We start from the raw sequence: 23,172 nt of genomic DNA, 5'->3' as shown, positions 1-23,172 counted from the left end.
GACAAGCCCGGACCCGGATGGGCCGGACCCGGAACCGATCAGCAGAGGCCGGTTCCGTCCTGACGCCACGCGCAGGGTCCCACGCCCCACCGCGACCCGCTCCCGGACCAACCCCCGAACACAGGCCCCGCACCAACGCCGAACACAGGCCCCGCGCCAACCGCCAGACGCAGATCCTCGCGCCAACCGCAAGACCCCGGGACGCGGGGCCGGCCGACAAGCGACGCCGCGCGCGAATGTCTCGCGCGCGGCGTCAGGCCCTCCGCAACGGGGGCGTGGCCCCCGATCCGATCAGAACAGATCGACCAAGACGATCTTGGCCGCGCCGACCGACTCGGCGATCGCGGCCTGCACGTCGCCGGGGACCTCGCGGGCGACCCGCAGCACCACGGTGGCGCCGGTCTTGTCCACGTCCTGGGTCAGCTGTGCGGCGAGGATGTCGACCCCGGCCTCGCCGAGCTTGGTGCCGATCTTGCCCAGCGCGCCCGGCTTGTCCTCGTAGTTCAGGATGGCCAGGTTCAGGCCCTCGGCCCGCATGTCGTAGTTGCGGCCGTTGATGTTGACGATCTTCTCCACCAGCTGCGGCTCGGTCAGCGTGCCCGCCACGTTCAGGGTGGAGCCGTCGCCGAAGACGGCGCGCAGGTCGACCACGCTGCGGTGACTCGGGCTCTCCGACGCCGTGGCGACCTGGGTGCTGATTCCGCGGTCCTTGGCCAGGGCGGGCGCGTTGACGAAGGTGACCTGGTCCTCGACGTGCGCGGAGAAGATCCCGCGCAGCGCGGACAGCTCCAGCACGCCGACCTCCTGCGCGGCCAGCTCGCCGCGCACCTGGACCTCGACGCTGACCGGCAGCTCATTGGACAGCGCGCCGAGCAGGGCGCCCTGCTTGCGCACGATGTCCAGCCACGGCGCGACCTCTTCGCTGACAGTGCCGCCGGTGACGTTCACCGCGCCGGGCACGAACTCCCCGGCCAGGGCCAGCAGCACCGACTTGGCGACGTCGGTGCCCGCGCGGTCCTGAGCCTCGGCGGTGGAGGCGCCCAGGTGCGGGGTCACGACGACCTGCGGCAGATCGAACAGCGGGCTGTCGGTGCAGGGCTCGGTCTCGAAGACGTCCAGGCCGGCGGCGCGCACGTGACCGGACTTGATCGCCTCGGCCAGCGCGGCCTCGTCGACCAGGCCACCGCGGGCGGCGTTGACGATGATCACGCCCGGCTTGGTCTTGGCGATGGCCTCCTTGCCGATGATGCCCTTGGTCTCCGGCGTCTTCGGCAGGTGGATGGAGATCAGGTCGGCGCGCTCGAGCAGTTCGTCGAGGGGCAGCAGCTCGATGCCGAGCTGCGCGGCACGCGCGGGCGACACATACGGGTCGTAGGCGATGACCTTGGTCTCGAACGCGGCCAGGCGCGCGGCGAAGAGCTGGCCGATGCGGCCGAGGCCGACCACGCCGACGGTCTTGCCGAAGATCTCCACACCGTTGAACTTGCTGCGCTTCCAGGTGTGCTCGCGCAGGGTGGCGTCGGCGGCGGGGATCTGACGCGCGGCCGACAGCAGCAGGGTGACCGCGTGCTCGGCGGCGGTGTGGATGTTCGAGGTGGGCGCGTTGACGACCATGACGCCGCGCTCGGTGGCGGCGGGCACGTCGACGTTGTCCAGGCCGACGCCGGCGCGGGCGACGATCTTCAGGTTCTTCCCGGCTTCCAGGACCTCGGCGTCGACCGTTGTCGCCGAGCGCACCAGCAGCGCGTCGGCTTCGGGCACCGCGGCCAGCAGTGCCGGCCGGTCGGGACCGTCGACCCACCGAACCTCGACACCGTCACCGAGCGCGTCGACGGTCGACTGGGCGAGCTTGTCGGCGATCAGAACTACAGGACGGCCTGCTTGGCTCACGTGGGTTACTCCTGGGGGAATCGGGTCGGCAGTTACCGCCGACCAGCTTAGTGCGCGCGGTTTCGGCCGCTCCTACCACCTGGTAGGCGGCCGTCCTCAGTCGTCCCGCTGGCAAAAATATGAAGATCGGTCTACAGTCTCCGGCATGGGCGTGAAAGGCACCGAGACACGCGGCAAGCTGGTCGACGCGACACGGGCGCTGGTCGAGCGGCACGGCTACTACGGCGCCGGCCTCAATCAGATCCTGGCGAGCAGTGGGGCGCCGCGCGGCTCGTTGTACTTCCACTTCCCCGGCGGCAAGGACGAACTGGTCGCGGCGGCGATCGCCCAAGCGGGCAAGGACATCGCGATGCTGATCGACACCATCGAGCCCGGCGACACCGCCGCGGCGGCGACCAGACTGCTGAACGCGTTCGGTGACCGCCTGGAAGCGTCCGGCTGGCAGCAGGGCTGCCCGGTCGCCACGGTCGCCTTGGACGTGGCGGCGGCGAACGACCCGATCCAGGCCGAGTGCGCCGCCGCCTACACGGCTTGGCAGGAGGCGCTGCGCATCCGCCTGCGGGCCGACGGCCGCGACGACGCCGACGACCTGGCCGCCGCGGTGCTCGCGATGGTCGAGGGCGCACTGCTGCTGGCTCGCGCGCAACGCAGTCGTGAACCGCTGGAACGGGTCGAGCGCACCCTGCACAACCTGATCTGAATCCACTGTCACCCCACCGTACGTTTCCGCAGGTCCACAAAATATGTAGACCGGTCTAGTAAGGAGCATCTCATGTCCGACAGCATCGTCTTCGGCGCCGCGGGGTTCCTCGGCCGCAACGCGGTCGCCCGCTTGCTCGCCCAAGGACATTCCGTCGCCGCCGCCTTGCGGCCCGGTAGCGAGGAGCGGCTCACCGGCTGGTTGCGCCGGCGCGGAGTGGAGGCGAGCAGGCTGGAGATCATCGCGTGCGACGTCACCGCGCCGGATCTCGGCCTGCCCGCCGGCTTCGACTCGTCCGGCATTCGCGACGTGTACAACTGCGCGGCCCGCTTCGCGTTCGGACTCGCGCCCGAGGACGCGTACGCGGTCAACGTCACCGGGGCCATGCGCGTGCTCGACTGGGCGGCAGCCCTGCCGGAACTCCGGCGCGTCGTGCACATCACGGGATACCGGATCACCGTCGAGGAGTCCCAGGAACAGTATTACGAGCGGGGCGCGTACGGCGCCTCCAAGTTCGAGTCGGATCCGCTGCTGCGTCGGCGCGCGGCCGAACTCGGCGTCGGGCTCACCATCGCGAATCCGAGCAGCGTGATCGGCCCCGGCCAATACATCGGATTGTCGAGCGTGGTCGAGGATCTGTGGAATGGAAAGCTCGCGGCGATTCCCGGTGGCGCGGAGACCTTCGTGCCCATCGTCGATCTGGACTACTTCACCGATTTCCTGATCAGTCTGCCCGCTCTCCCCGATACCGTGGGCCGGTCCTACACCGTCCTCGACGATCGAACTCCGGTGCTGCCGAAACTGATTCGGCTGCTGGCAGGGCACCTGGGGGTCCGTGCACCGCGGTTCTCGATTCCGGCCGGTGTGATCGCCAAACTTCCCCGCGCGTTGACCGGCGCCGATCCGGAGACGATGACCTTCATCGCCGACGACCGCTACGACACCTCCGCGGCGGCGGAGGTAGCGCGACGCGCCGGGCTCACCATTCCGTCCACCGAGGCGACCATTCTGGCGTGGGCAGATCACCTCGTCGCCAGCCGGTTCGGCGCGGTGGCGGACGATCCGACCGCGGGATTCGACCACGGCGTCTGGGTGAGCGGGGACCGCGAACGTCCGGCCTATGTCTTGGTGCACGGTCTTCCGCTGGACGGCGAATCCTGGAACACGGTGCGCGCCGAACTGGACGCGCCGAGCCTCGCCATCGACCTTCCCGGACTCGGACGTTCGGCGCCCGGCGACATCGATGCGGCACTGCCGCGACTGCTCGCCTCGGTTCACACCCGGCCGGTGCTGGTCGGACATTCGCTCGGCTGCGGACCGGTGCTGCGATACGCGGCCGAGCATCCGGAGCGGATCTCCGGTGTGATTCTGGTGGCCCCCGCGTTCTTGCAACCACGGGCTGGGATGCTGCTGCGCTCGCCGCTGATGACGCCGGCCTTGCGACGAATCTCCGCCGCCGCCTTGGCGAAACGGCTCGGAGTGCCCGAAAGCGCGGCGATCGCGAGCGCCGCTGCGAATCTACGCAGGCCTGGTGTCGCGGCACGAACTCTCGGCGCGCTGCGCCGCGCGAGCGCCTCCACGCGGCGCGAGGAGTTGCGCGCATTGCTGGATCGGGTCGAGGTGCCGGTGCGGATCGTCACCGGTGCCGCGGATCCGATCACCATCCCGACGTCGAGTGAGTCGATTTCGATCGAGGACACTGGGCACTACCCGCAGCTGACCCATCCGCAGCGGCTTGCGGCCGAACTCATCCAGATGTCCACCGTCGGCGCTCGCAACTGACCTCGCTCCGGGCGTCTGTCGTCATACGAGCCGAGTTACGCGAACGTCCTCAGCACGCGCCTTCTCCTGAGCACTGCGCCGTCGCAGGGTGTTCTCGGACAGCGGCGGGCCCCCGCACCAGCCTGGGTGCGGGGGCCCGCTCGATCACGCCGTCGGTCGGCGCGAGAACCGGTCGATCTCCTCGACCGTCACGTCGGTCAGCGGCCGCCGAAGGAGCCCGTCCACAGAGTGTCGACAAGACCGTGCAACGCGGCGCCGAGGGTGTTGAAAAGACCGTTCACGGCAGCGCTACCGGTGTCGATGATAACGGGGATCATGGAAATACCTCTTCCTCGAAACATTATCCAGTCGAACTGGCTGACATTGAGCACATCGAGGGCTGGACGGCGATGGTTACGGAATTCGAATAATTAGTGATGCAGGGCACGCTACGGTCTGATCGTGACGCATGCCACTCTTCAGCAGGGCGCCGACGTGCACTTTTAGTCGTTTGACCAGGTCGTAGCCACCTTTGAAGCGTCTAATTTTCTAAACTAAGGAGTCCATAAGAAAATTCTGAGGAAATTGAACTCGGCTGATACATCGAGAAAATTCAGGACAGTCACGCATCCGATACGGACGCTCGACGATAGAGCTTCCGAATAACTGCCGATTCCGCATCTTTGCCCCGGACTCGCAAATAACGGAGCCATATCGGCGCCGATATCCGAGGCCGGAGCGGGATTTCCGCCCACGCGTGTCGAGACAAGCAGACGGTGACCCCGGCCACATCGCCGGGACGCCCGCGTGGCGACGCCGACACGGCCATTCCGCACCGCCGGTGGCGCGCACGGCCACGCCCACGCGCGCCGAGTGCGGCACGACTCCCTCAGCGGATCGACGAAAAGCCATCGACCCGGCGTCGAGCAGCGGGCCTTGCCCATCCACCCGTCACACCCCGTCAGCTCGCCCCGAACTTCTCGGCCATGTAGTCGGCACTGAACTGCTCGGCGTACTCCTGGCTCGGCGGGACCTCGGTGATCAGGTCGATCAGGACGCCACCAGGGTCAGCCACGATGAAGTGCCGCTGACCGAATTCCTCGGTGCGGATGTCCATTTCGGCGCGCAGGCCACCCTGCACCACCAAGCGGTCCCATTCCGCGTCGACGTCCTCGACCTCGAAGTTCAGCAGCAGCCCCTGCACCGGCTTACGGAAGGCGGCGGGCACCGTCGGGTGCGTGTAGTCCAGCAGAGCCAGCTCGTACACGGGCTCGCCGGCGCCGCCGGGCCTGCGCAGGCTGACGTACCAGTCGGCCTCGAAGGTGATCTCGAAGCCGAACAACGTGGTGTAGAAGTCCCGCGACTCCGCGAGGCGGGTGGTGCAGACGACGGGGTAGAAGCTGGTGAGTTTCATAGCCTGGCCCTTCACATACCGATGGAATGTCGAGTACGCTAGTTCACATACTTTCGGTACGTCAACAGGAGAACCATCGATGCCGAGCACCATGCGCACCAAGCAGCGCGAAGAGACGCGCCGCGCCCTGCTGCGCACCAGCCGACGCCTTTTCGCGGCGAAAGGATATGGCGCCGTTGGCCTCTCGGAGATCGTCGCGGCCACGGGGGTGACCAAAGGCGCGCTCTATCACAACTTCGACAGCAAGGCCGCGCTGTTCCGAGCGGTGCTCGACCAGGTGCAGCAGGAAGTCGGCGAGCGAGTCGCCGCGGCGGCGGAGGCCGAGTCCGACGCCTGGTCCCAGTTGGTGGCGGGCTGCGAAGCCTTCCTGACCACCTGCACCGCTCCGGAGATTCAGCGAATCATGCTCGTGGATGGCCCCGCGGTGCTCGGCTGGCACGAATGGCGAGCCATGGACGAGGCGAATTCCGCCCGCCATCTCGGCGAGGCGCTACACCTGCTGATCGAGGAAGGCGTGCTGGCGCCGCAGCCGATCGAGCCGCTGACCCACCTGCTGTCCGGCGCGATGAACGAGGCCGCGCTCTGGCTCGCCTCGACCGAGGATCCGGCAGCGCTCGCCGAAACCACCGCCGCACTGCACCGCCTGCTCGACGCGCTGCGCGCCAAGGCCGCCTGAGCTCGCGTAATACCCCCTGAACAGGGGAAAGGCTCCGCACCCAGCGGGTGCGGAGCCTTTCGGAAGCTTTGTCGCGATCAGAGAACGCGGACGTCCTGGGCCTGGGGACCCTTCTGTCCCTGGCCGATCTCGAACTCCACGCGCTGCCCCTCATCGAGGGACCGGAAACCCGAGCCGCTCACAGCCGAGTAATGCACGAAGACGTCGGGTCCTCCGCCGTCTTGCGCGATGAAGCCGAAGCCCTTCTCGCTGTTGAACCACTTCACAATGCCTTGAGCCATTTCATACTTTCTGTAGACGAGCCAGGTGTGTGTTCAGATATGCCCCGGTCTCGTAGATCAACGATGCCATGATCGGACGAATTACTCACGTTCGATCCCACCAACTGTGAGCTAACGCTCACGACCGCGCCGTGCCGGCGCTCGACTCCATCGTGCGCGAGACGCGCCGTGTTGTCGATTCGCTCGCTGACGCTCACGGCGGACCGCGTCTTCACCTCCCACGCTCGTTGGGCCCCGATGCGGACGGCCTCGCCGCACCAGCCATTCGGGTACCCGCACTTCCAGTCGGATGGGCCCGCCGTCGCCTTCGACGAACACACCCCGATCGCATGAGGCCGCCCCACCCGGCACCATGAACGTTTCCTTTGTCCACGCGGCTCGGCACGGGACCGCTGTTACCAGTTCCGTTGTGCCCCAATGCTTTACAGCCTACAGCACGGCAGACTCCGTCACCTCAGCGTACGTCGTCCGACCGCTGGGCGCACTGTTCGTTAAGTTCTGTTCACGGACGCAGATAGCGCAGCTGGCGCGGTTTGGTCTCGTCGTACTCGCCACGGCCGGGCAGGTGCTCCGGCACGCCGACTTCCCACCAAGCGCCCGCCTCGGTCCACGCCGACGGCTGTGTCCGCACCACGACCACGGCCGGACGGGATTCCGAAGCGGCAGCGGCGCGCGCCCGCGCGTAGGCGTCGCGGAACTCGTCCAAATCGGCGGCGGTGAAGACGCAACAGCCCAGTGCCGCGGCATGGCCGGCGAAGTCGACGCGGGGCGGATGGTCTCGGGTGGTGCGGCAATTCGCGTAGAAGTTGTTGAACGGGGCGCCGCCTTGACCTTCTTGCAGGCGGGCGATCACGGCGTAGCCGTCGTTGTCGCAGACCACCGCGACGAACGGGTGCCCGGCGAAGGCGGCCGAGAACAATTCCGAGTTCAGCATCAGATAGGAGCCGTCCCCGAGCATCGTCGTGACCACGCCGTCGGTATGCGCCATGGCCGCACCCCACGCGCCCGCTAGTTCGTAGCCCATGCAGGAGAAGCCGTACTCCACGTCCATGGTGGGCGCCCCGCCCGTCGCGCGCCAGCCGCCCACCAGTTCGCCGGGCAGGCCACCGGAGGCCGTCATCACGTAGTCGCCCGGCCCGCTCAAATCGTTCACCGCGCCGACGACCTGGGCGTAGCTCGGCATGCCCGGAGTCGGCGCGCGGAGTTTGTCGATGTGCGCGTCCCAGGTGCTGCGTAGCGCCGCGGCTCGGGCCGTCCACTCCGGATCGATACGCCACTCCCCCGGCTGGTCGGCCAGCTCGCGCACGGTGGCGTCGGCATCGCCGACCACAGCGAGGGCGCCGTGCTTGACGGCGTCGAACCGCGCCACGTTGATCGTCACGAGGCGGACGTCCGGCGCGAAGACGGTCCAGGACGCCGTGGTGAAGTCCTGCAATCGGGTCCCGACCGCGAGAACCAGCTCCGCTTCGGCCGCCATCGCGTTCGCCGACGCCGAACCGGTGATACCCAGCGGTCCCGCGTACAGCGGATGGTCGTGCTCCACCAACGTGCGGCCCGCGGTGGTCTCCACGATCGGAATGCCATAGCGCTCGGCGAAATCGAGCACGGCGCGTCCGGCACCCGAATAGCGGACACCGCCGCCGAGCACCAGCAGCGGGCGTCGCGCGGCGCGCAGCGCGGCGGCGGCGTCGGCGAGGGCTCGCTGATCGGGGCGCGGCCGCGCGAAGCGGTGCACCACCGGGGTGAAGAGCGCGTCGGGGAAGTCGTAGCTTTCGGCTTGGACGTCCTGCGGCAGCGCGAGGACGACCGGACCGGCGTCGGCCGGGTCGGTGAGCACCCGAACCGCTTGGGGCAGGGTGGACATCAGCTGTTCCGGGCGGGTGACGCGGTCGAAATACCGGCTCACCGCGCGGAACGCGTCGTTCACCGTGACGGTGGCGTCGCCGAAGTGCTCGACCTGCTGCAGGACCGGGTCGGGGGCGCGGCCGGTGAAGGTGTCGCCCGGAAGCAGCAGCAGCGGAAGGCGATTCGCGTGCGCGACGCCTGCCGCGGTCACCATGTTCAGCGCGCCTGGACCGATCGAGGAGGTCGCGACGCCGACCTGACGCCGGTGCGTGGCCTTGGCATAGCCGACCGCCGCGAGCGCCATCCCCTCTTCGGTGTGGCCGCGCCAGACCGGAAGCTCGTCGCGCCGTTCGTGCAGCGCGGTACCGAGGCCGAGCACGTTGCCGTGCCCGAAGATCCCGAAAACGGCGGGGAAGAGCGGCACCTCGCGGCCGTCGAGTGTTTCGGAGCGCTGGGCGACCAACCAGGTCACCAGCGCTTGCGCCGCCGTCAGTCTCATCCGATCCTTCCTTCGTCAGTGGTGACCGGGCAGTAGGGGTCGATCGGTTGGGCCGCCCATCCCGCGTGCATCGGTTCGTCGCAAAACGCCATCGATCGCGCGGGCGCCGGACCGGCCGGCAGGTTCGCGCCGCCGCCACGCGCAGGACGGGGCGAACCCGGCGCGGTCGCCGTTGCTGGGGAAGAACGGCACCATGGCATGCCACAGGCCAGGTTTTGTCGCTGCGTCCGGGAAGAAGTCGGCTCGCCTGCCGTCAGGGACGGATGGCGGACCCGCTGCACATGGGCCCGCCGGATCGCCGCGGGATCCGTTGACCGGACGCGCGGCAGCTCGCGCCTGCGTTCGTCGGTCACGTCCACAGCGGTTCCTCCATTCCGTGTCCGGGCGGGTTCAACCACACAGCAATTCCTCGATTTCCGCGGCGGTCGGCATGGCGTCGGCGCAGGCGAGACGTGCGGCCACCAGTGCGCCCGCCGCGTTGGCGTAGGTGGCAATGCGGCGCGGGTCCCAGTCCGAGAGCAGACCGTGGATCAACGCGCCACCGAATCCGTCGCCCGCCCCGAGTCCGCACACCACCTCCACTCGGCAGGGTGGCACGGTCCAGCGCTCGGCGTCGGTGGCGACCAGCACCCCCTCGGCGCCCTGTTTGATCAGCGCGAGGCGCACACCACGTGCGAGCAGCCGGTCGGCCGCCGCGTCCGGATCCGCGGTGCCCACCGCCACGTGGACCTCGGCGCGGTTGCCGACCACGACGTTCACGTGGTCGAGCATCCAGCCGATCTCGGCCCGCGCGGTGTCGGAGTCGGGCCAGAACATCGGCCGGTAGTCCAGGTCGAGCACGGTGTGCCCACGTCGCGCGCGCCGCAGCAGAATCTCGCGCTGCGTGCCGCGGCCCGGCTCGGCGCTCACACCGGTGCCCGTCACCCATAACAGCGGCACGGAATCCACTACGTCCCACGGCACTTCCTCCGTGGTGATGGTGAGATCCGGCGCGATCGGCGCTCGGTAGAACAACAGCGGTGGATCGGCGGGCGGGGTCAGCTCGCAGAACACCACGGGGGTCTGCAGGTCCGGCGCGGTCGTCACGTAACGGGATGAGACGCCGAAACCCTCCAGCGCGCTCCGCACGAAATCGCCGAAGCCGTCGGGGCCCACTTTGGTGAGCACCGCCGAGCGTCTGCCCAGCCGGGCGGCGGCCACCGCCACGTTCGTCGCGGTGCCGCCCAGGAACTTCGCGAAGCTGCGCACCTGTGCCAAGGCGACGCCGCTCTGTTCCGGATAGAGGTCCACCCCGACCCGGCCGATGGTCAGCGCCTCCAGCTCGGTCACGAGTCCACCACCCGCTGCAGTTCATGCTGCAAGGCGTCCAGCTCCGCCCCACCCGCCATCTGGCGGGTCAATTCCGGCAGGTCGATCTCCGATTTCTCGTATGAACCGAGCATCGCGCCCCGCTTGAGCAACAGGAACCGGTCGCCGACCGGATAGGCGTGGTGCGGGTTGTGCGTGATGAGCACGACGCCGAGCCCGCGTTCGCGCGCCTGCACGACGTACTTCAGCACCACACCCGCCTGTTTCACACCCAGCGCCGCGGTCGGCTCGTCGAGGATCAGCACCTTCGCCCCGTAGTGCACGGCGCGCGCGATGGCGATGCATTGCCGCTGGCCGCCGGACAGCGTGCCCACCGGCTGCTCCAGGTCGCGAATGTCGATTCCCATGTCCGCCAGAGCAGTTCGCGCGATCTCCTGGCCCTTCTTGCGATCCAGCAGCCGGAAGGGTCCGTATCCGGCAGTGGGTTCGGAACCGAGCACGAAGTTGCGCCACACGCTCATCAGCGGCACCACCGCGAGATCCTGATACACCGTGGCGATGCCGCGATCCAATGCCTCCCGAGGCGAGGAGAACCGGACCGTTCCACCCTCGACGCGCAGCTCGCCGCGGTCGTGCTGGTGCACCCCGGCCAGGATCTTGATCAGCGTCGACTTGCCGGCGCCGTTGTCGCCGAGCACGCAGGTCACCTCGCCCGCGTTCACCACGGTGGACACCTCGCGCAGCGCGACCACGCCGCCGTAGCTCTTGCCGAGATCGACGGCCTCGATGAGGGAAGTCATCGGCGCACCCTTTCGGCTCGTTTCTGGAATCTGTTGTTGACCAGCACCGCCGCCAGCAGCAGCACGCCGAGGAACAGCATGAACCAGTCGCTGTCCCAGCGGGCGAACACGATGCCTTGGCGCGCCATGCCGAAGATCAGCGCGCCGATGGCGGCGCCGACCGCGGAGCCGAAGCCGCCGGTGAGCAGGCACCCGCCCACCACGGCGGCGATGATGTAGTGCAGTTCGAGCCCGACGCCCTGGTTGGCCTGCACGCTCGCGAACCGGAGGATATTGCAGGAACCGACCACCCAGGCCGCGAACGCGGTGCCCATGAACAGCAGGATCTTGGTGCGGTCCGCGGGGACGCCGACCGCGCGGGCACTCGGCAACGCGCCGCCCACCGCGAAGATCCAGTTGCCGAACCTGGTGCGCACCAGGATGATCGCGGCGAGGGCGGTCAGCACGACCCACCACACCACCGACGCCTGGATGTGCGCATCGCCGATGTCGAGCGTCGAGGCGAACACCCAGCCCGCCGACTGGTACCCGTCCGCACTCCGCACGCCCGACACCTGGACCGTGCCGGTGACCAGCCGCGTCACGCCGAGATTCAGGCCCTGCAATGCCAGGAACGTGCCCAGCGTGACGATGAAGCTGGGCAGGCCGGTGCGCATCACCACCCAGCCGTTGAACGCCCCGACCGCCAGCGCCAGCACCAGCGATGCCAGCAGCGCGAACCACACGTTCCACCCGGCGTGCACCGCCAGCAACGCGGTGACCAGCGCGGTGGAGGCGGTCATCACGCCCGCCGACAGGTCGAACTCGCCGCCGATCATCAGCATGGCCACGGCCACCGCCATGATGCCGAGTGTGGAGGCGTCGTCCAGCCAGGTCGCCACGCCGAGCGGGCTCAGGAACCGGTCGGTGATGATCGAGAAGAACACGAACACCAGCAGCGCGCCCAGCGCCGCGCCGATCTCCGGCCGCACGGCCAGGCGCTGGAGTGGCGAGAGGCCTGCCGATCGCTCCTGGGTGGTGTCGGAGGTCTTTGTCGCAACGGTCATTTCATCCACTCCCGACCTCACCGCGTGCCCTGCGCGACGAGCGCGGCGACGGCTTCCACATTGTTCTTGTCGACGAAGCCGGGACCGGTCTGCACCGGCGCGCCGCCTCCCACGGTGTTCAGATTCGTGCGGTACATCCGCAGCAGCACGATCGGCAGGTAGCCCTGCTCGTACTGCTGCTGATCGACGGCGAACAGCAGCCTGCCTGCCCGAAGCGCCTCCACCACATCGGAATTCAGATCGAAGGTGGCGACGGTGGCGGCCGATCCCGCTTCCCGCACCGCGTCGACGGCTCGCGCGGCGACCTGGGAGTTCAGCGTCAGGACCGCGTCGATGGACCGGTCGGCCTCCAGCGCGCCTTTGATCCTCGACTGCGCGTCGGTCGGGTTGTTGATGTCGACTTGCAGCGTCGTCGCGTTGCCGAACGCCTTCGTCGCACCTTCGCAACGCTGGTTCGCGCCGATGTTCCCCGCCTCGTGGATGACGCACAGCATCTTGGTCCGTTTGGCGTCGGCGAGTCGTCGGCCCGCTGCCTGACCGGCCAGCGATTCGCTCTGGCCCACATGGACGAACGCGCCGAACTTCGCGCTCTCGGCCTCACCGGAATTGATCGTCACCACCGGAATGCCAGCGGCCACAGCCTTTTCCACCGATGGCCGCAACGCCTCGGGATTGGCCAGCGAGACGACCAAGCCGTCGACACCCTGCGCCACCGCGTTGTCGATCAGCTTCGCCTGCTGACCGGGATCGCCCGAGGCGTTGTACTCCACGCGGATGCCGAGATCCTTGCCCGCGGCCTCCGCCCCGTTCTTGACGACGTTCCAGAACGCGTCGCCTGGGCTGCCGTGAGTGACGACCGCGACCGAATTCAGCGTCCCGGCGGGAATCGGGGTTTGCGAGGGGGCGGGCGCGTCGGCGCCAGGGCCGGTGCACGCGGCCAAGAGGGCGGCCACGGCGACCCACGGCAGCATGCGACTGAAGCGCCACGTCCTCGCGCCGCGTTGTGGTCTCAGAGACATCGTTGTCATCGCTTCCCACTAGATTCCTGCCGCGGCGAGCGCGATATCCGCTAGGTGGCGCAAGCTGCGTTCGGTGTCGCGGCTCGGCTGCCGCGCCGAGTCGGTCGGACGCAGTGCCGCGTCCTGCTCCAGCACGTACCAACCCCGATAACCCGCGGCCTGCATGCATCGCACGAGCGCTGCGATGTCGACATCGCCCGCGCCCAGCGGGACGTACAGCCCCCGGCGCACCGCCTCGCTGTATTCCAGGTTCCCGGCGCGTACCTGGTCGGCCAGTGCGCCGCGGACGTCCTTGAGGTGAATGTGCCCGACTCGCTCGGGATGCCGTCGCGCCAGGCGCACCGGGTCGGTGCCGCCGATGAGCAGGTGCCCGGTGTCCAGGCAAATGTCGAGATCGGAGTCGGCGAGGAACCGTTCGACCTCCGGTTCACGCTCCACATGGGTCCCCACGTGCGGGTGCAGGACAGCGCGCAGGCCATGCGCGGAGGCGATATCGCGGATCGCGGCGGCCGTGTCGACCAGGGTCCGCCATTCTGTGTCGTCCAGTTGCGGGCGGGCGTCGTATCCCCCGAGTCCGGTCGCGGCGGCGAGCACGAGGACGTCCGCTCCGGTGGCGGCCAGCAGCGATGCGGTGTCCTCGGCCCGCGCGATCGCGTCCTGCGGATCGCGGTGCAGCACGTCCGCGAGGAATCCGCCGACCGCTGTCAGGCCGAACGTCTCGAGCAACCGTCGCAGGTGATCCGGGTCGCGCGGCAGATAGCCGGGTGGGCCGAGTTCGGTGGCGGAGAGGCCGAGCGCGGCCATTTCCGACAGAACGGTGCGCGCGTCGAGCACATTGCCCCAGCCTGGGACCTCGCAGACACCCCAGGAGATCGGCGCGGCCGCGATGCGCAGCGGATAGCGGGATTCGGTCATCGGCACTTCTCCGACCTTCGATGTCGAGTTGACTCCGCTCAATTGGAGCGCTCCAACTATGTAACGTAGGTCATAGTGTGTCAAGGGCTTTCGCTTCGCCCGTTAAGTGCGCTGCTACCAGCTGATATCCCCGAGTTTCACCCGAAAACAGATGTCATCGAGCGTCCGGAAAGTCCAGTTAGAGCGCTCTATTGAATCGGGAGCGGGGACCTTGTATCGTCCGACCCGGCGGGGTCCGGCAGGCCAGATGGGCCCGGCCGAGCTGGAAGGTCCGGCGGGCATGGGAAGACTGACAAGTCGGCGACCCGGGCACGCCGGACAGGAGGGCCGGCAGCGCCGGCAAGCCGAGACAGGACCGGCAGGCCGGATCGGCCCGATAGACCAGATGTACCCCGATAGACCAGACGAACTCGGAACGGAGGCGATATGGCGCGACCCACCATGGAGGACGTCGCCGCGCGCGCAGGCGTGTCCCGCGCCCTCGTCTCGCTCGTCATGCGCAACTCGCCCAAGGTCAGCGAGCACCGCCGTCGTGCCGTCCTGGACGCGGCGAAAGACCTCGGCTACCAACCGCACATCATGGCGCGCTCGCTGGCCAGCCGGACTTCCAACATCGTCGGCGTGATGGTCTCCGACCTGCGCAACGCCTTCTTCGCCGACGTGGTCGAAGGCATGGACGCCGCCGCCCAGGAATCCGGCCTCGAACTGATCCTCAATACCGGCCTCCGCAGCGCCACACGCGAGCGGACGGCATTGGAAAGCCTGCTGTCCTTCCGGCCCGGGGGCGTCATCCTGCTGTCGCCCATCCTGCCCGCCGCCGCTATCCGCGAAGCGGCGCGGCAGGCTCCGCTGGTGCTGGTCTCCCGCACCTCCACCGTCGCCGACATCGACACGGTCAACGACGACGGCGAGATCGGCGCCGGTCTCGCCGTCGATCACTTGGTCTCCCTCGGCCATCGGCGCATCGTGCATCTCGACGGCGGCGGCGCTTTCACCTCGGCGCCACGCCGCAAGGGTTACCGGGCGGCCATGCAGCGCCACGGCTTGGAACCGATGATCGTGCCGAGCGAGCACACCGACTCCGCGGGCATGGCCGCGGTGCGCAAACTGCTGAACCTGTTCGCCCGCGACAACTTTCCCACCGCGCTGGTCTGCGGCAACGACTTCAACGCCGTTGGCGCGATGTCGGCGCTGGAGGAAGCGGGATTACATGTCCCGGAAGATGTTTCGATCGTCGGCTACGACAACACCTCGCTGGCCGCGCTGCGTCACGTCGCGCTGACCACCATCGACCAGCCCCGCACCGAGATGGGCCGCCTCGCGATCGAGGCGCTCGCCGAACGGCTCCGCGACGGCCGCACCGCCCCGGTCCGCCGCCGCCTCCAGCCATCTCTCGTCGTCCGCTCCACCACCGCCGCGCCCGGTCGCTGAACCCCGCGTCCGCCGACACAGGCCGCGATTCCACCTCGAAGGAGAGCCGATGTCATCCCACCGAGCCGTCACCTTGGGCCTGGCCGGAACCGGCCGCATCGGGACCGCACACGCCGAGACATTGACCAAGCTCCCGAACGTCGCCACCGTTCTCGTCGCCGATGCCGACGCCGCCCGCGCCCGCGCGACCGCCACCCACCTCCGCGTCGAATTCGCCCCCGACCTCGACACCCTCTTCGCCGCCGACCTCGACGGCCTGGTGATCGCCACCGCCACCGACTCCCACCCCGCCCTCATCACCCGAGCCGTCGACGCGGGCATCCCCGTCTTCTGCGAAAAACCGGTGGCCGCGAACATCGAAGGCACCCTCGCCGTCATCGACCACATCCAGAACTCCCCTGTCCCGGTCCAAATCGGTTTCCAACGCCGCTTCGACGCCGGCTACCGCGCGGCACGCGAAGCCATCAGCTCCGGCAAACTCGGCTGGCTGCACACATTGCGCGCAACCACCCTCGACCCGGCTCCCCCTCCTGCCGAATACATTCCGCGATCGGGCGGCATATTCCGCGACTGCGGCGTGCACGATTTCGACATCATCCGCTGGGTGACCGGACGCGAGATCGTCGAGGTCCATGCCCTCGGGGCCAACCGGGGCGCGGCGTTCTTCGCCGAAGCCGACGACGTGGACACCGCCGCCGTGCTGTTACGCATGGACGACGAAGCGCTGGCGACCGTGTCGCTGACCCGCTACAACGGAGCCGGGTACGACGTCCGCCTGGAAGCACTGGGCTCCAAGGGAAACGCCATCGTCGGATTGGACGACCGGGCGCCGCTCACATCGGTCGAACCCGATTACGCTCCCCCTTCCTACCCCGCCTACGCGGGCTTCATGGAGCGGTTTCGTCCCGCGTACACCGAGGAGCTGTCCGCCTTCGTCGCGGTCGTCAACGGCGAACTCGACAATCCCTGCAGTCCGCTGGATGCTCTCGAGGCGTTCTACGTCGCCGAGGCCTGCGAACTGTCCCGGCGGGAAAGCCGCGCCGTCGAGATAGCCGAGGTACGGCGCTGATCTGCACGATGAGGCCCTCGCCATAGAGCGTGCCAGGATGGCGCGATGAGCACCGCGGCACGTCAGGTCAGCGAAGAAACGGTGGAGCTGTTCATGGATTATGGACAGTTCTGTATCGATGGAGGTCTCGGAGATCCGGACAGAGAACTCGATCTCCTCGACCACGCGATGGCGGCACATCCCTACGCATCGGATGGCTATGCCATGGTGGTGCTCAGCCCGCACCAGAACAACTTCCGGATGCCGGTGACGGTGCAAGTGTGGGGAGCTCGGCCGCCCAGCGATCGGGACCGGTGGCAGCAGGTATGCGAGGCGCGGCTGCGCGTCGGCCCAGAGGGATTCCTGTCTCTGTCGTCACCGACAGACGGTGCGGTGGACTGTGAGGTTCCGGAGGGTAACTACCTGATCGAGGTCAGCGGCCGCGGATTCGTCAACTACGGCTGGCCCGGGTCCACCGAGCCCGGCGACGTGTGGCGGATCCGGCTCTGGCCGGATGACGGCAGTGAACCCCTGCCCGCCGTGCAGTGGGATATGCCCGGATACGGTGTGCCGGAGAACGTTCCGATCCCGGACCGCCCTGCCTCGGCAGAATCCGAAGAGCCCGAGTGGGTCACGGTTTTCGATGAAGACGGTGTCCATCACCTGCACGTTTCCGAATTGCCTGAGCGAGCCGCTGCGTTCGAGCGAAAGCAGTGGGGCGGAGAGCCGATCGAAGAGTTGCGGGATCTCGCCGGTGCCGAGGAGCTGTCCCGCTACGACCGCCCGCTCGCCGAGGCGATCGCCACCATGAACGAGCAGGATCTGCGGCGCTTGGCGTGCTGGTCTGCCGTCCAGGCCTGCGAAAAGGCGGAAATTGCCGAAAGAGCGTGGATACAAAGGGCTTTGAGCGCCCTGCGCGAGGGCGAGCCGCTGCCGCCGCCGTTCGACGACATGGAGGCTGCGATTACCCGTTTGCACGAGGAGGACTTCGGTCCGGTGGACGAGAACGGGAACGAGGTCGTCGGATCCCTCGTCGCCTATTCGCGCGAGTCGACGCCGAACCCCTTCGACCTCGGCCCGATCCACCGGCCGTCCTTCGCCCTGCCGACGATCGTCGACGCGACCAAACCCGATGCCAGGGACGCGGCGATCACTACCCTGCACGTGACAGCCCTCGTCTTCGGGCCGGATGTCGATGCTCTCCTCGCCGCCGTCCGAACGGAATTCGGGCTCCCACCTCGATGATCAGGTGGCGCCTCGAGGCCGTGTGTGTTGGATCGACTCAGCCTTGCAGTCGGCGCCGGCCTGATCGGGGTCGGCTGGCTATGTGGCCGGTTCGGGCATCGGCGGCGAGTGGGCACTCACGGCCTGCGGGAGTGGGTCGGCTGCGACTGCCACCGCTACACCGGCCCGACTCCGCTGGAAGAAGTGTTCACGTCGCCGATACTCCCACCGGAATCCTGAACGAGTCATCGTCTCCGGAGCGACATCGGCCGCGTCGGCCTTCCTCGCGCCCTATCGTGAATCAGTGATACGGGGACGGGGTGTGACCCCGCCCGCTTGTTGCGGATACGGTGCCTGCTTTCCGGCCGCGATCCATCGACCAGTGGACGGAACGGCTGCAAACACGCGAGCCGCAGGTGACTTCGCCGATTACTCGACCACCGCAGCCAGATCTGCTGCCGCACACCCTTTTCGAGCGTCCCGGCTGCTCGGCCCAGCGTCATCGTTCGGCAGCAGCGCCAGGAAGTTGCGGACCAGAGCCCGATCGTCATCGACCCGGTGAGCCACGTAAACCGTTGTAGTGGCGGCGGTTTCGGTGAGTGCCACGATGCGCACGGTCTGCGGCGCGGTGAACGTCGCGCTGCGCGGTGCGATGGTGACGCCGAGCCCCTCACCCACCAGGTAGAGGATGGTGGTCCAGTTGTTGCCCTCCTGCACGATGCGGGGCCGGTGACCAGCTTCTACCAAGGGCCGCAGGTTCTTGTCGTGGGCATGGGAGCCCGCGGCCCGGGGGAAGAACACCAGCGGGTCGTCGGCGAGGTCGGAGCCGGTGATCGCGGCATGGTCCGCCAGCGGGTGATCGACCGGAAGCACCGCCATGAACGGCTCGGTGACCAGCGGGAATACGACGGTGTCGGGCTGCTCGTCGGGGTCCCGCACGATCGCCATGTCGAGCGCGCCGTGGCCGAGCTGGGCCATCATGTGGGTGGTGTAGCCCTCGATGAGGTCGATCTGGACCAGCGGGTAGCGGTCTCGGAACTGCCGGACACTCCGCAGCGGTTTCAGCGGCAGCACCGACGGGACGAAGCCCAGGTAAAGCCGCCCCTGGCTGCCCTGGCCGATGCGCGCGACCTCGTCCAGGTCGCGGGTCGCATGACCGAGAATCGCCGCGGCCCGCTCACGCAGTACCTCTCCCGCCGGAGTCAGGGCGACACTGCGCGAGGTGCGGTCGAATACACGGGTCCCCAGCAGCGTCTCCAGCCTCTGGATTTGCTGGGTCAGCGCGGGTTGAGCGATGTGCAGGCGCGCGGCAGCCCGGCCGAAATGCAGTTCCTCGGCGACCGCGAGGAAGTAGCGCAGATGCCGTAGTTCGACCCCATCAATCATAAGTTCAACGTATCAATCGGACCTATCAAGTATTGGACATGATGATTCCCGGCCCGGCATGCTGAGGACGTGACACCGCAGACCGAATCCGTTGCCACCGGACAGATCGACACCATCGTCGTCGAGCCGATGTCGAGCTCCGCCGACGCACGGGCGTTCAAGGAACTCAACGAGGAATGGATCGTCGAGCTGTTCTCCCTCGAGCCCGCCGACTCCGTCAAACTGGACAACCCGGAGCGCGAGATCGTCGCCGAGGGCGGACAGGTACTCATCGCCCGCGACGGTGCGGACATCGTCGGATGTGTGGCGCTGGTATCGGAGGGCGACGGTGTGTTCGAGCTGTCGAAGATGGCCGTGGCGCGGGACCGCCGCGGCCGCGGTCTCGGTCGCATCATCCTGCAGGAGGCCATCGACTACGCCCGACGGCAGGGCGCCACGGCGTTGTTCCTCGGTAGCAGCACCAAACTGGCCGACGCTGTGCATCTGTACGAATCGGTCGGATTCGTGCACGTCCCGAGCGATCAAATCGGGCCGATGCCGTACGAGCGCGCGGATGTGTTCATGCGGTATGAGCTGCGCTGAGGAAGCAGCGTTTCTGCCACTGTGATCGGTAATCGTGTCGGTATGAACGCGAGGATGGCTGACCATGGCAACGGTATTCGCGGCCATCGCGCTGCGGACGAGGTTGGAGAGCCGACAACGCATTGCCGGTCACAGCGCTGGTGGCGTGCAGGGGCGAGTTCCCGTTACGGTAGACGGATCGCATGTCCAGATCTCCCTGGTGTCCAGGGCCGATGGGGGGAACATGAGTCCCGATCCAACACAGCAGCCGATGCCGCCTGCACCAGCCACGACCACACCGACCACCACCCCGCCAGCTCCGTCGGCCGGAAGCGCGGCGTTGGGCGTCACGCCGGATCAGGTGACGAACATTTCGGCGACTTGGCGGCGGGAGGGCGACGAGATCGGCAAGTTGCCCTGGTCGGCCATGACGGAAGCGACCGGTGAAGGCAGCGACATCCTCGCTGTTGTCCGCGGAATGGCGGACCCGGCGCAGCAGGCCATGACCTCGATCGCGACCCGGTTCACCACATTGGCGGATCTGCTGGACAAGTACTCCGCGAACATTCAGGACAAGGACGCCGAGATCGCCACCGAGATCGGAAAGCTGAGTCCCCGCTGATGCGCCCGCTGATCAGCCAGCTCGAAGGCTGGAACATCGACGGACTCAACCGCGCCGCCGAAGCGGCCCGGAACAACGCCGAAACTCTCTATAGCTCGGTCAACGACAGCTCTCGAGCGGCATCGGCCGCCGGCGACTGGAAGGGGCAGACCCGCGACGCGGCGATGCGACGCATCGATGAGGAGGTCGATCACGGCTACGAGGTCCGCGCCCTGCTGCTGCGGCTCGCCGATGACGCCGACGACGCGTGCAAGGGCATGCGGCATTCCAGGGACTACGTTCTCGGTCAGCGCGATGCGGCTGTCGGGCAGGGATTCGTTGTTACCGACGACGGTCAGGTGACGCATCCAGATCCCGAAAAGGCCGGTGACGCCGGGGTTTTCCAGCTCAACATCTCCAGTGGATTGGATGAGCTCGAACGTCTCGACAACACTTTCGGCGCGAGCCTGCGGGACATCCAGGCCGACCTCGCCGCGATCCGCGACGAGCAGCAGGACATCACGGTGCCGGATGGTTCGCGCCACGACCCGGATGCTGTGGCCACACAGCTTGCGTCGATGTCACCGGATCAGCGGGCCACGTTCCTGGCCGGAATGAGCCCGGAGGCACAGCGGCAATTGGTGATCGCGGCACCGGAAAAACTGGGGAACATGAACGGTGTGCCGTTCGCGATGCGGATCGAGGCCAACGAGATCAACATCCGCAACGCCCTCACCGTCGAAAAGCAGAAACCCGATCCGGACGAGGCCCGCGTCAGGCAGTTGCAGGCGATGCTCGCCCCGATCCCCAGCCCGGACACCACACAGCCCGGCCAGAAGATCGAGTCGTACGGGCCGAATGCCACACCGGGTAACGACTTGATCGACCGCAAGTTCGTCATGTTCGACACCGGCGGCAACGGCCACATGATCGAGATGATCGGCGAGATGAAACCCGAAGCACCCGGAGTCGGCGTGTATGTACCCGGCACGAGCACGAACCTGAACGGGTCCGGATCGAACCATATGGCGGCGTGGAATCTGGCCGATCAGACTGGTGGCCCGATCTTCCTCTATATGGAGGGCGACTTCCCGCAGAGCCTGACCAGTCCGAGCGACGGCGCGCCGAGCCCGAAGTTCGCCCAGGACATGGCCCCGAAGCTGGTCGAGTTCGGCCGCGAGATCGACCGCGAAGTGGCGCAGCACGCGCCGGGCAAACCGGTCTCCTACGTCGGCCACTCCTACGGTGGATCCATCGTCGCTTCCGCCGAACAGTTGGGTTTGCGTGCCGACCGGATCCTGCATGCCTCCTCAGCCGGAACCGGCGTGTTCGAAGGCAGCTGGAACAATCCGAACCCAAACGTCCAGCGGTACTCCATGACCGCTCCCGGCGACATGATCGGCATTGTCCAGTCCTATCCGCAAGCTGGCCTCACCCTCCCCGGCGGCATCCCGATCCCCGGAAACCCCCACGCCGGCCACCCACTCGGCGGTGATCCCGACGAGGTCCCCGGTGTCACCCGCCTCGACACCGGCTACTACCACTCGGATGCGGATAAGGCAGGACACAAACCAGAAGAGGTCGTTTTCGGCCCGGATGGGCACGGAAAGTATTGGGACGACCCTACGTCGGATGCGTTCAAGAACATCGTCGGCGTCATCGCGGGCACAGACGTCACCGGCTACGTCGAACGCGGCATCGAAACACCATTCGTCGATGTGGGGCTCGGTGACGACGGCAACGGCGGCAAGGAAAGCTTCGACGCAGGCAAGGCCGCGACCATGGGCCAGATGTTCGGTGCCGACGATCCGTACGCCAACCCGCGTGTGACCGATAACCCACAGCCCGGCCCGCGGATCGACGTCAAATGAAAGCCCCGTTCGCCATCGTCATCCTGGCGACGCTACTCATCACCGGATGCAGCAGCGTAATCGACGAGGGCCCGACCAACGACGAAATCAAGAACTCCACGGGACTCACCGTGGATGAAGCGGCACGGATCGTGTACGAGAACCTCAACACGGTCTGGCCGAACCAGACAAATCCCGACCCGCACGACATCGAGAAATCGGGCTGCCGCACGAATCCGAACTCGCTCAGAAGTGAAGGACCACCGTGGCGGGTGGCAAGGAAAGTGGTCAAGCCAGATCCCGCACCGGAGCTGATCGATCAGGTCTTGGCGAAACTGGATACGTTGACCAGCCGCGGGTTCACACTCGCCCCTCGCCATGTCACGAACGACCACCCAGCTGACCGCGTCTACCGCGACGACCGAGGATACGTCGTCCAGTCCGAGATGGACATCGACTCACGGGTTCCCGGTCCCCCGAGATTCTCCGTGAGATCCAGCTCGCCGTGCGCCGCAGAGTGAGCGTGTGCAATTCGACATTGCATCGAGCCTGCATCACGGTCTCAAGGTCTCGCGCGTGCCCAACGACCGGGCCATTTCATCCATCACCGGATGGCATGTCTCCAGTGAATAAGTGAACCGGCACGTGCCTCGTCGGGCAGTTGAATAACCTGACCGGGCCGGCGGGCGATACACCGAGGCGTTCATTTGGCGAGTTCTGCGCAGGATGACGGAGCCCAGTCAGTTTCGAAATCCGGTTCGCGTCGAGCCAGTCCGGCAATAGGCTCAGAGTGGCCCGTCCCCACTGAATGAGACCGCTCGGTTTTAGAGTCCTGATGGCCCTGATGAGGGTCGGAAGGGACACTGAGGGATATGGCAGGACGCAAGCGGCATTCCGCGGAGGAGATCGTGCGGAAG

The 23,172-nt window shown here is 67.4% G+C and carries 20 protein-coding genes; 10 read left to right on the top strand and 10 right to left on the bottom strand.

Translation table 11 applies throughout. The features are described 5' to 3' along the window. Positions 1–291: 291 nt before the first annotated feature. A complete protein-coding gene (serA, locus tag IU459_RS02575; protein WP_195127828.1) occupies positions 292–1,890 on the bottom strand; it encodes a phosphoglycerate dehydrogenase in 1,599 nt (532 codons plus the stop codon). 145 nt (positions 1,891–2,035) lie between these two features. On the opposite strand from serA, the gene IU459_RS02570 reads away from it, so the two are divergent. After that, entirely contained in the window at positions 2,036–2,590 is a 555-nt protein-coding gene (locus IU459_RS02570) for a TetR/AcrR family transcriptional regulator (RefSeq protein WP_195127827.1), read from the top strand. Between the two features lie 72 nt (positions 2,591–2,662). Then, positions 2,663–4,372 (top strand): alpha/beta fold hydrolase, encoded by a 1,710-nt coding sequence (locus IU459_RS02565; protein ID WP_195127826.1) that lies wholly within the window; start codon positions 2,663–2,665, stop codon positions 4,370–4,372. Between the two features lie 940 nt (positions 4,373–5,312). Here IU459_RS02565 and IU459_RS02560 read toward each other — a convergent pair. Further along, positions 5,313–5,765: a VOC family protein gene (locus IU459_RS02560; protein WP_195127825.1), complete on the bottom strand. Its 453-nt coding sequence runs from the start codon at positions 5,763–5,765 to the stop codon at positions 5,313–5,315. Between the two features lie 79 nt (positions 5,766–5,844). On the opposite strand from IU459_RS02560, the gene IU459_RS02555 reads away from it, so the two are divergent. After that, positions 5,845–6,441 carry a TetR/AcrR family transcriptional regulator gene (locus tag IU459_RS02555; RefSeq protein ID WP_195127824.1) on the top strand — a complete coding sequence of 199 codons (597 nt, stop codon included), beginning with the start codon at positions 5,845–5,847 and terminating at the stop codon, positions 6,439–6,441. Positions 6,442–6,518: 77 nt separating this feature from the next. On the opposite strand, the gene IU459_RS02550 is transcribed toward IU459_RS02555, so the two are convergent. The 7 genes from IU459_RS02550 to IU459_RS02520 form a co-directional block, all read right to left on the bottom strand. Continuing rightward, entirely contained in the window at positions 6,519–6,722 is a 204-nt protein-coding gene (locus tag IU459_RS02550; protein ID WP_014987157.1) for a cold-shock protein, read from the bottom strand. 502 nt (positions 6,723–7,224) lie between these two features. Beyond that, positions 7,225–9,066 carry a 3D-(3,5/4)-trihydroxycyclohexane-1,2-dione acylhydrolase (decyclizing) gene (gene iolD / locus IU459_RS02545; RefSeq protein ID WP_195127823.1) on the bottom strand — a complete coding sequence of 614 codons (1,842 nt, stop codon included), beginning with the start codon at positions 9,064–9,066 and terminating at the stop codon, positions 7,225–7,227. 390 nt (positions 9,067–9,456) lie between these two features. Continuing rightward, entirely contained in the window at positions 9,457–10,395 is a 939-nt protein-coding gene (iolC, locus tag IU459_RS02540) for a 5-dehydro-2-deoxygluconokinase (protein WP_195127822.1), read from the bottom strand. Beyond that, a complete protein-coding gene (locus IU459_RS02535; protein ID WP_195127821.1) occupies positions 10,392–11,174 on the bottom strand; it encodes an ATP-binding cassette domain-containing protein in 783 nt (260 codons plus the stop codon). The genes iolC and IU459_RS02535 overlap by 4 nt, the downstream gene beginning before the upstream one ends. Continuing rightward, the gene (locus IU459_RS02530) at positions 11,171–12,220 is read right to left on the bottom strand and encodes an ABC transporter permease (protein WP_228837278.1); all 1,050 of its coding nucleotides are present in this window, start codon (positions 12,218–12,220) and stop codon (positions 11,171–11,173) included. Before IU459_RS02530 ends, IU459_RS02535 begins: the two co-directional genes overlap by 4 nt. 17 nt (positions 12,221–12,237) lie before the next feature. After that, a complete protein-coding gene (locus tag IU459_RS02525) occupies positions 12,238–13,248 on the bottom strand; it encodes a sugar ABC transporter substrate-binding protein (protein ID WP_228837277.1) in 1,011 nt (336 codons plus the stop codon). A 9-nt stretch (positions 13,249–13,257) separates the two neighbouring features. Continuing rightward, entirely contained in the window at positions 13,258–14,154 is an 897-nt protein-coding gene (locus IU459_RS02520; protein ID WP_195127820.1) for a TIM barrel protein, read from the bottom strand. Positions 14,155–14,580: 426 nt separating this feature from the next. On the opposite strand from IU459_RS02520, the gene IU459_RS02515 reads away from it, so the two are divergent. From IU459_RS02515 to IU459_RS02505, 3 genes are read left to right on the top strand one after another with little or no spacing between them, the layout of a single operon-like run. Next, a complete protein-coding gene (locus IU459_RS02515; RefSeq protein ID WP_195127819.1) occupies positions 14,581–15,585 on the top strand; it encodes a LacI family DNA-binding transcriptional regulator in 1,005 nt (334 codons plus the stop codon). A gap of 49 nt (positions 15,586–15,634) precedes the next feature. Next, the gene (locus tag IU459_RS02510; RefSeq protein ID WP_195127818.1) at positions 15,635–16,654 is read left to right on the top strand and encodes a Gfo/Idh/MocA family protein; all 1,020 of its coding nucleotides are present in this window, start codon (positions 15,635–15,637) and stop codon (positions 16,652–16,654) included. Between the two features lie 45 nt (positions 16,655–16,699). Then, entirely contained in the window at positions 16,700–17,878 is a 1,179-nt protein-coding gene (locus tag IU459_RS02505) for a hypothetical protein (protein WP_195127817.1), read from the top strand. 408 nt (positions 17,879–18,286) lie between these two features. Here IU459_RS02505 and IU459_RS02500 read toward each other — a convergent pair whose 3' ends face one another. Next, positions 18,287–19,243 (bottom strand): LysR family transcriptional regulator, encoded by a 957-nt coding sequence (locus IU459_RS02500; RefSeq protein ID WP_195127816.1) that lies wholly within the window; start codon positions 19,241–19,243, stop codon positions 18,287–18,289. Between the two features lie 69 nt (positions 19,244–19,312). Here IU459_RS02500 and IU459_RS02495 point away from each other — a divergent pair, with 69 nt between their 5' ends. From IU459_RS02495 to IU459_RS02480, 4 genes are all read left to right on the top strand, one after another. Further along, on the top strand, positions 19,313–19,825 hold the full coding sequence (locus IU459_RS02495; RefSeq protein ID WP_324198711.1) for a GNAT family N-acetyltransferase: 513 nt from the start codon (positions 19,313–19,315) through the stop codon (positions 19,823–19,825). A 223-nt stretch (positions 19,826–20,048) separates the two neighbouring features. Beyond that, positions 20,049–20,426 (top strand): hypothetical protein, encoded by a 378-nt coding sequence (locus IU459_RS02490; RefSeq protein ID WP_228837276.1) that lies wholly within the window; start codon positions 20,049–20,051, stop codon positions 20,424–20,426. Next, positions 20,426–22,276, top strand: a complete 1,851-nt coding sequence (locus tag IU459_RS02485) for an alpha/beta hydrolase (RefSeq protein WP_195127815.1) — start codon at positions 20,426–20,428, stop codon at positions 22,274–22,276. Before IU459_RS02490 ends, IU459_RS02485 begins: the two co-directional genes overlap by 1 nt. After that, positions 22,273–22,776, top strand: a complete 504-nt coding sequence (locus tag IU459_RS02480; protein WP_195127814.1) for a hypothetical protein — start codon at positions 22,273–22,275, stop codon at positions 22,774–22,776. The genes IU459_RS02485 and IU459_RS02480 overlap by 4 nt, the downstream gene beginning before the upstream one ends. Positions 22,777–23,172: the final 396 nt, after the last annotated feature.

It is taken from the genome of Nocardia amamiensis (assembly GCF_015477605.1).
Lineage (GTDB): Bacteria > Actinomycetota > Actinomycetes > Mycobacteriales > Mycobacteriaceae > Nocardia > Nocardia amamiensis_A.
This window is presented reverse-complemented; position numbering and strand designations above follow the sequence as displayed.

Excerpts from the sequence above, each read along its gene's own strand:
- IU459_RS02535 (WP_195127821.1), bottom strand. The coding sequence starts at position 11,174 with ATGACTTCCCTCATCGAGGCCGTCGATCTCGGCAAGAGCTACGGCGGC.
- IU459_RS02555 (WP_195127824.1), top strand. The coding sequence starts at position 5,845 with ATGCCGAGCACCATGCGCACCAAGCAGCGCGAAGAGACGCGCCGCGCC.
- IU459_RS02550 (WP_014987157.1), bottom strand. The coding sequence starts at position 6,722 with ATGGCTCAAGGCATTGTGAAGTGGTTCAACAGCGAGAAGGGCTTCGGC.
- IU459_RS02530 (WP_228837278.1), bottom strand. The coding sequence starts at position 12,220 with ATGACCGTTGCGACAAAGACCTCCGACACCACCCAGGAGCGATCGGCA.
- iolD (WP_195127823.1), bottom strand. The coding sequence starts at position 9,066 with ATGAGACTGACGGCGGCGCAAGCGCTGGTGACCTGGTTGGTCGCCCAG.
- IU459_RS02570 (WP_195127827.1), top strand. The coding sequence starts at position 2,036 with ATGGGCGTGAAAGGCACCGAGACACGCGGCAAGCTGGTCGACGCGACA.
- IU459_RS02565 (WP_195127826.1), top strand. The coding sequence starts at position 2,663 with ATGTCCGACAGCATCGTCTTCGGCGCCGCGGGGTTCCTCGGCCGCAAC.
- IU459_RS02500 (WP_195127816.1), bottom strand. The coding sequence starts at position 19,243 with ATGATTGATGGGGTCGAACTACGGCATCTGCGCTACTTCCTCGCGGTC.
- IU459_RS02505 (WP_195127817.1), top strand. The coding sequence starts at position 16,700 with ATGAGCACCGCGGCACGTCAGGTCAGCGAAGAAACGGTGGAGCTGTTC.
- IU459_RS02490 (WP_228837276.1), top strand. The coding sequence starts at position 20,049 with ATGAGTCCCGATCCAACACAGCAGCCGATGCCGCCTGCACCAGCCACG.
- IU459_RS02480 (WP_195127814.1), top strand. The coding sequence starts at position 22,273 with ATGAAAGCCCCGTTCGCCATCGTCATCCTGGCGACGCTACTCATCACC.
- IU459_RS02510 (WP_195127818.1), top strand. The coding sequence starts at position 15,635 with ATGTCATCCCACCGAGCCGTCACCTTGGGCCTGGCCGGAACCGGCCGC.
- IU459_RS02560 (WP_195127825.1), bottom strand. The coding sequence starts at position 5,765 with ATGAAACTCACCAGCTTCTACCCCGTCGTCTGCACCACCCGCCTCGCG.
- IU459_RS02485 (WP_195127815.1), top strand. The coding sequence starts at position 20,426 with ATGCGCCCGCTGATCAGCCAGCTCGAAGGCTGGAACATCGACGGACTC.
- IU459_RS02515 (WP_195127819.1), top strand. The coding sequence starts at position 14,581 with ATGGCGCGACCCACCATGGAGGACGTCGCCGCGCGCGCAGGCGTGTCC.
- IU459_RS02525 (WP_228837277.1), bottom strand. The coding sequence starts at position 13,248 with ATGACAACGATGTCTCTGAGACCACAACGCGGCGCGAGGACGTGGCGC.
- IU459_RS02520 (WP_195127820.1), bottom strand. The coding sequence starts at position 14,154 with ATGACCGAATCCCGCTATCCGCTGCGCATCGCGGCCGCGCCGATCTCC.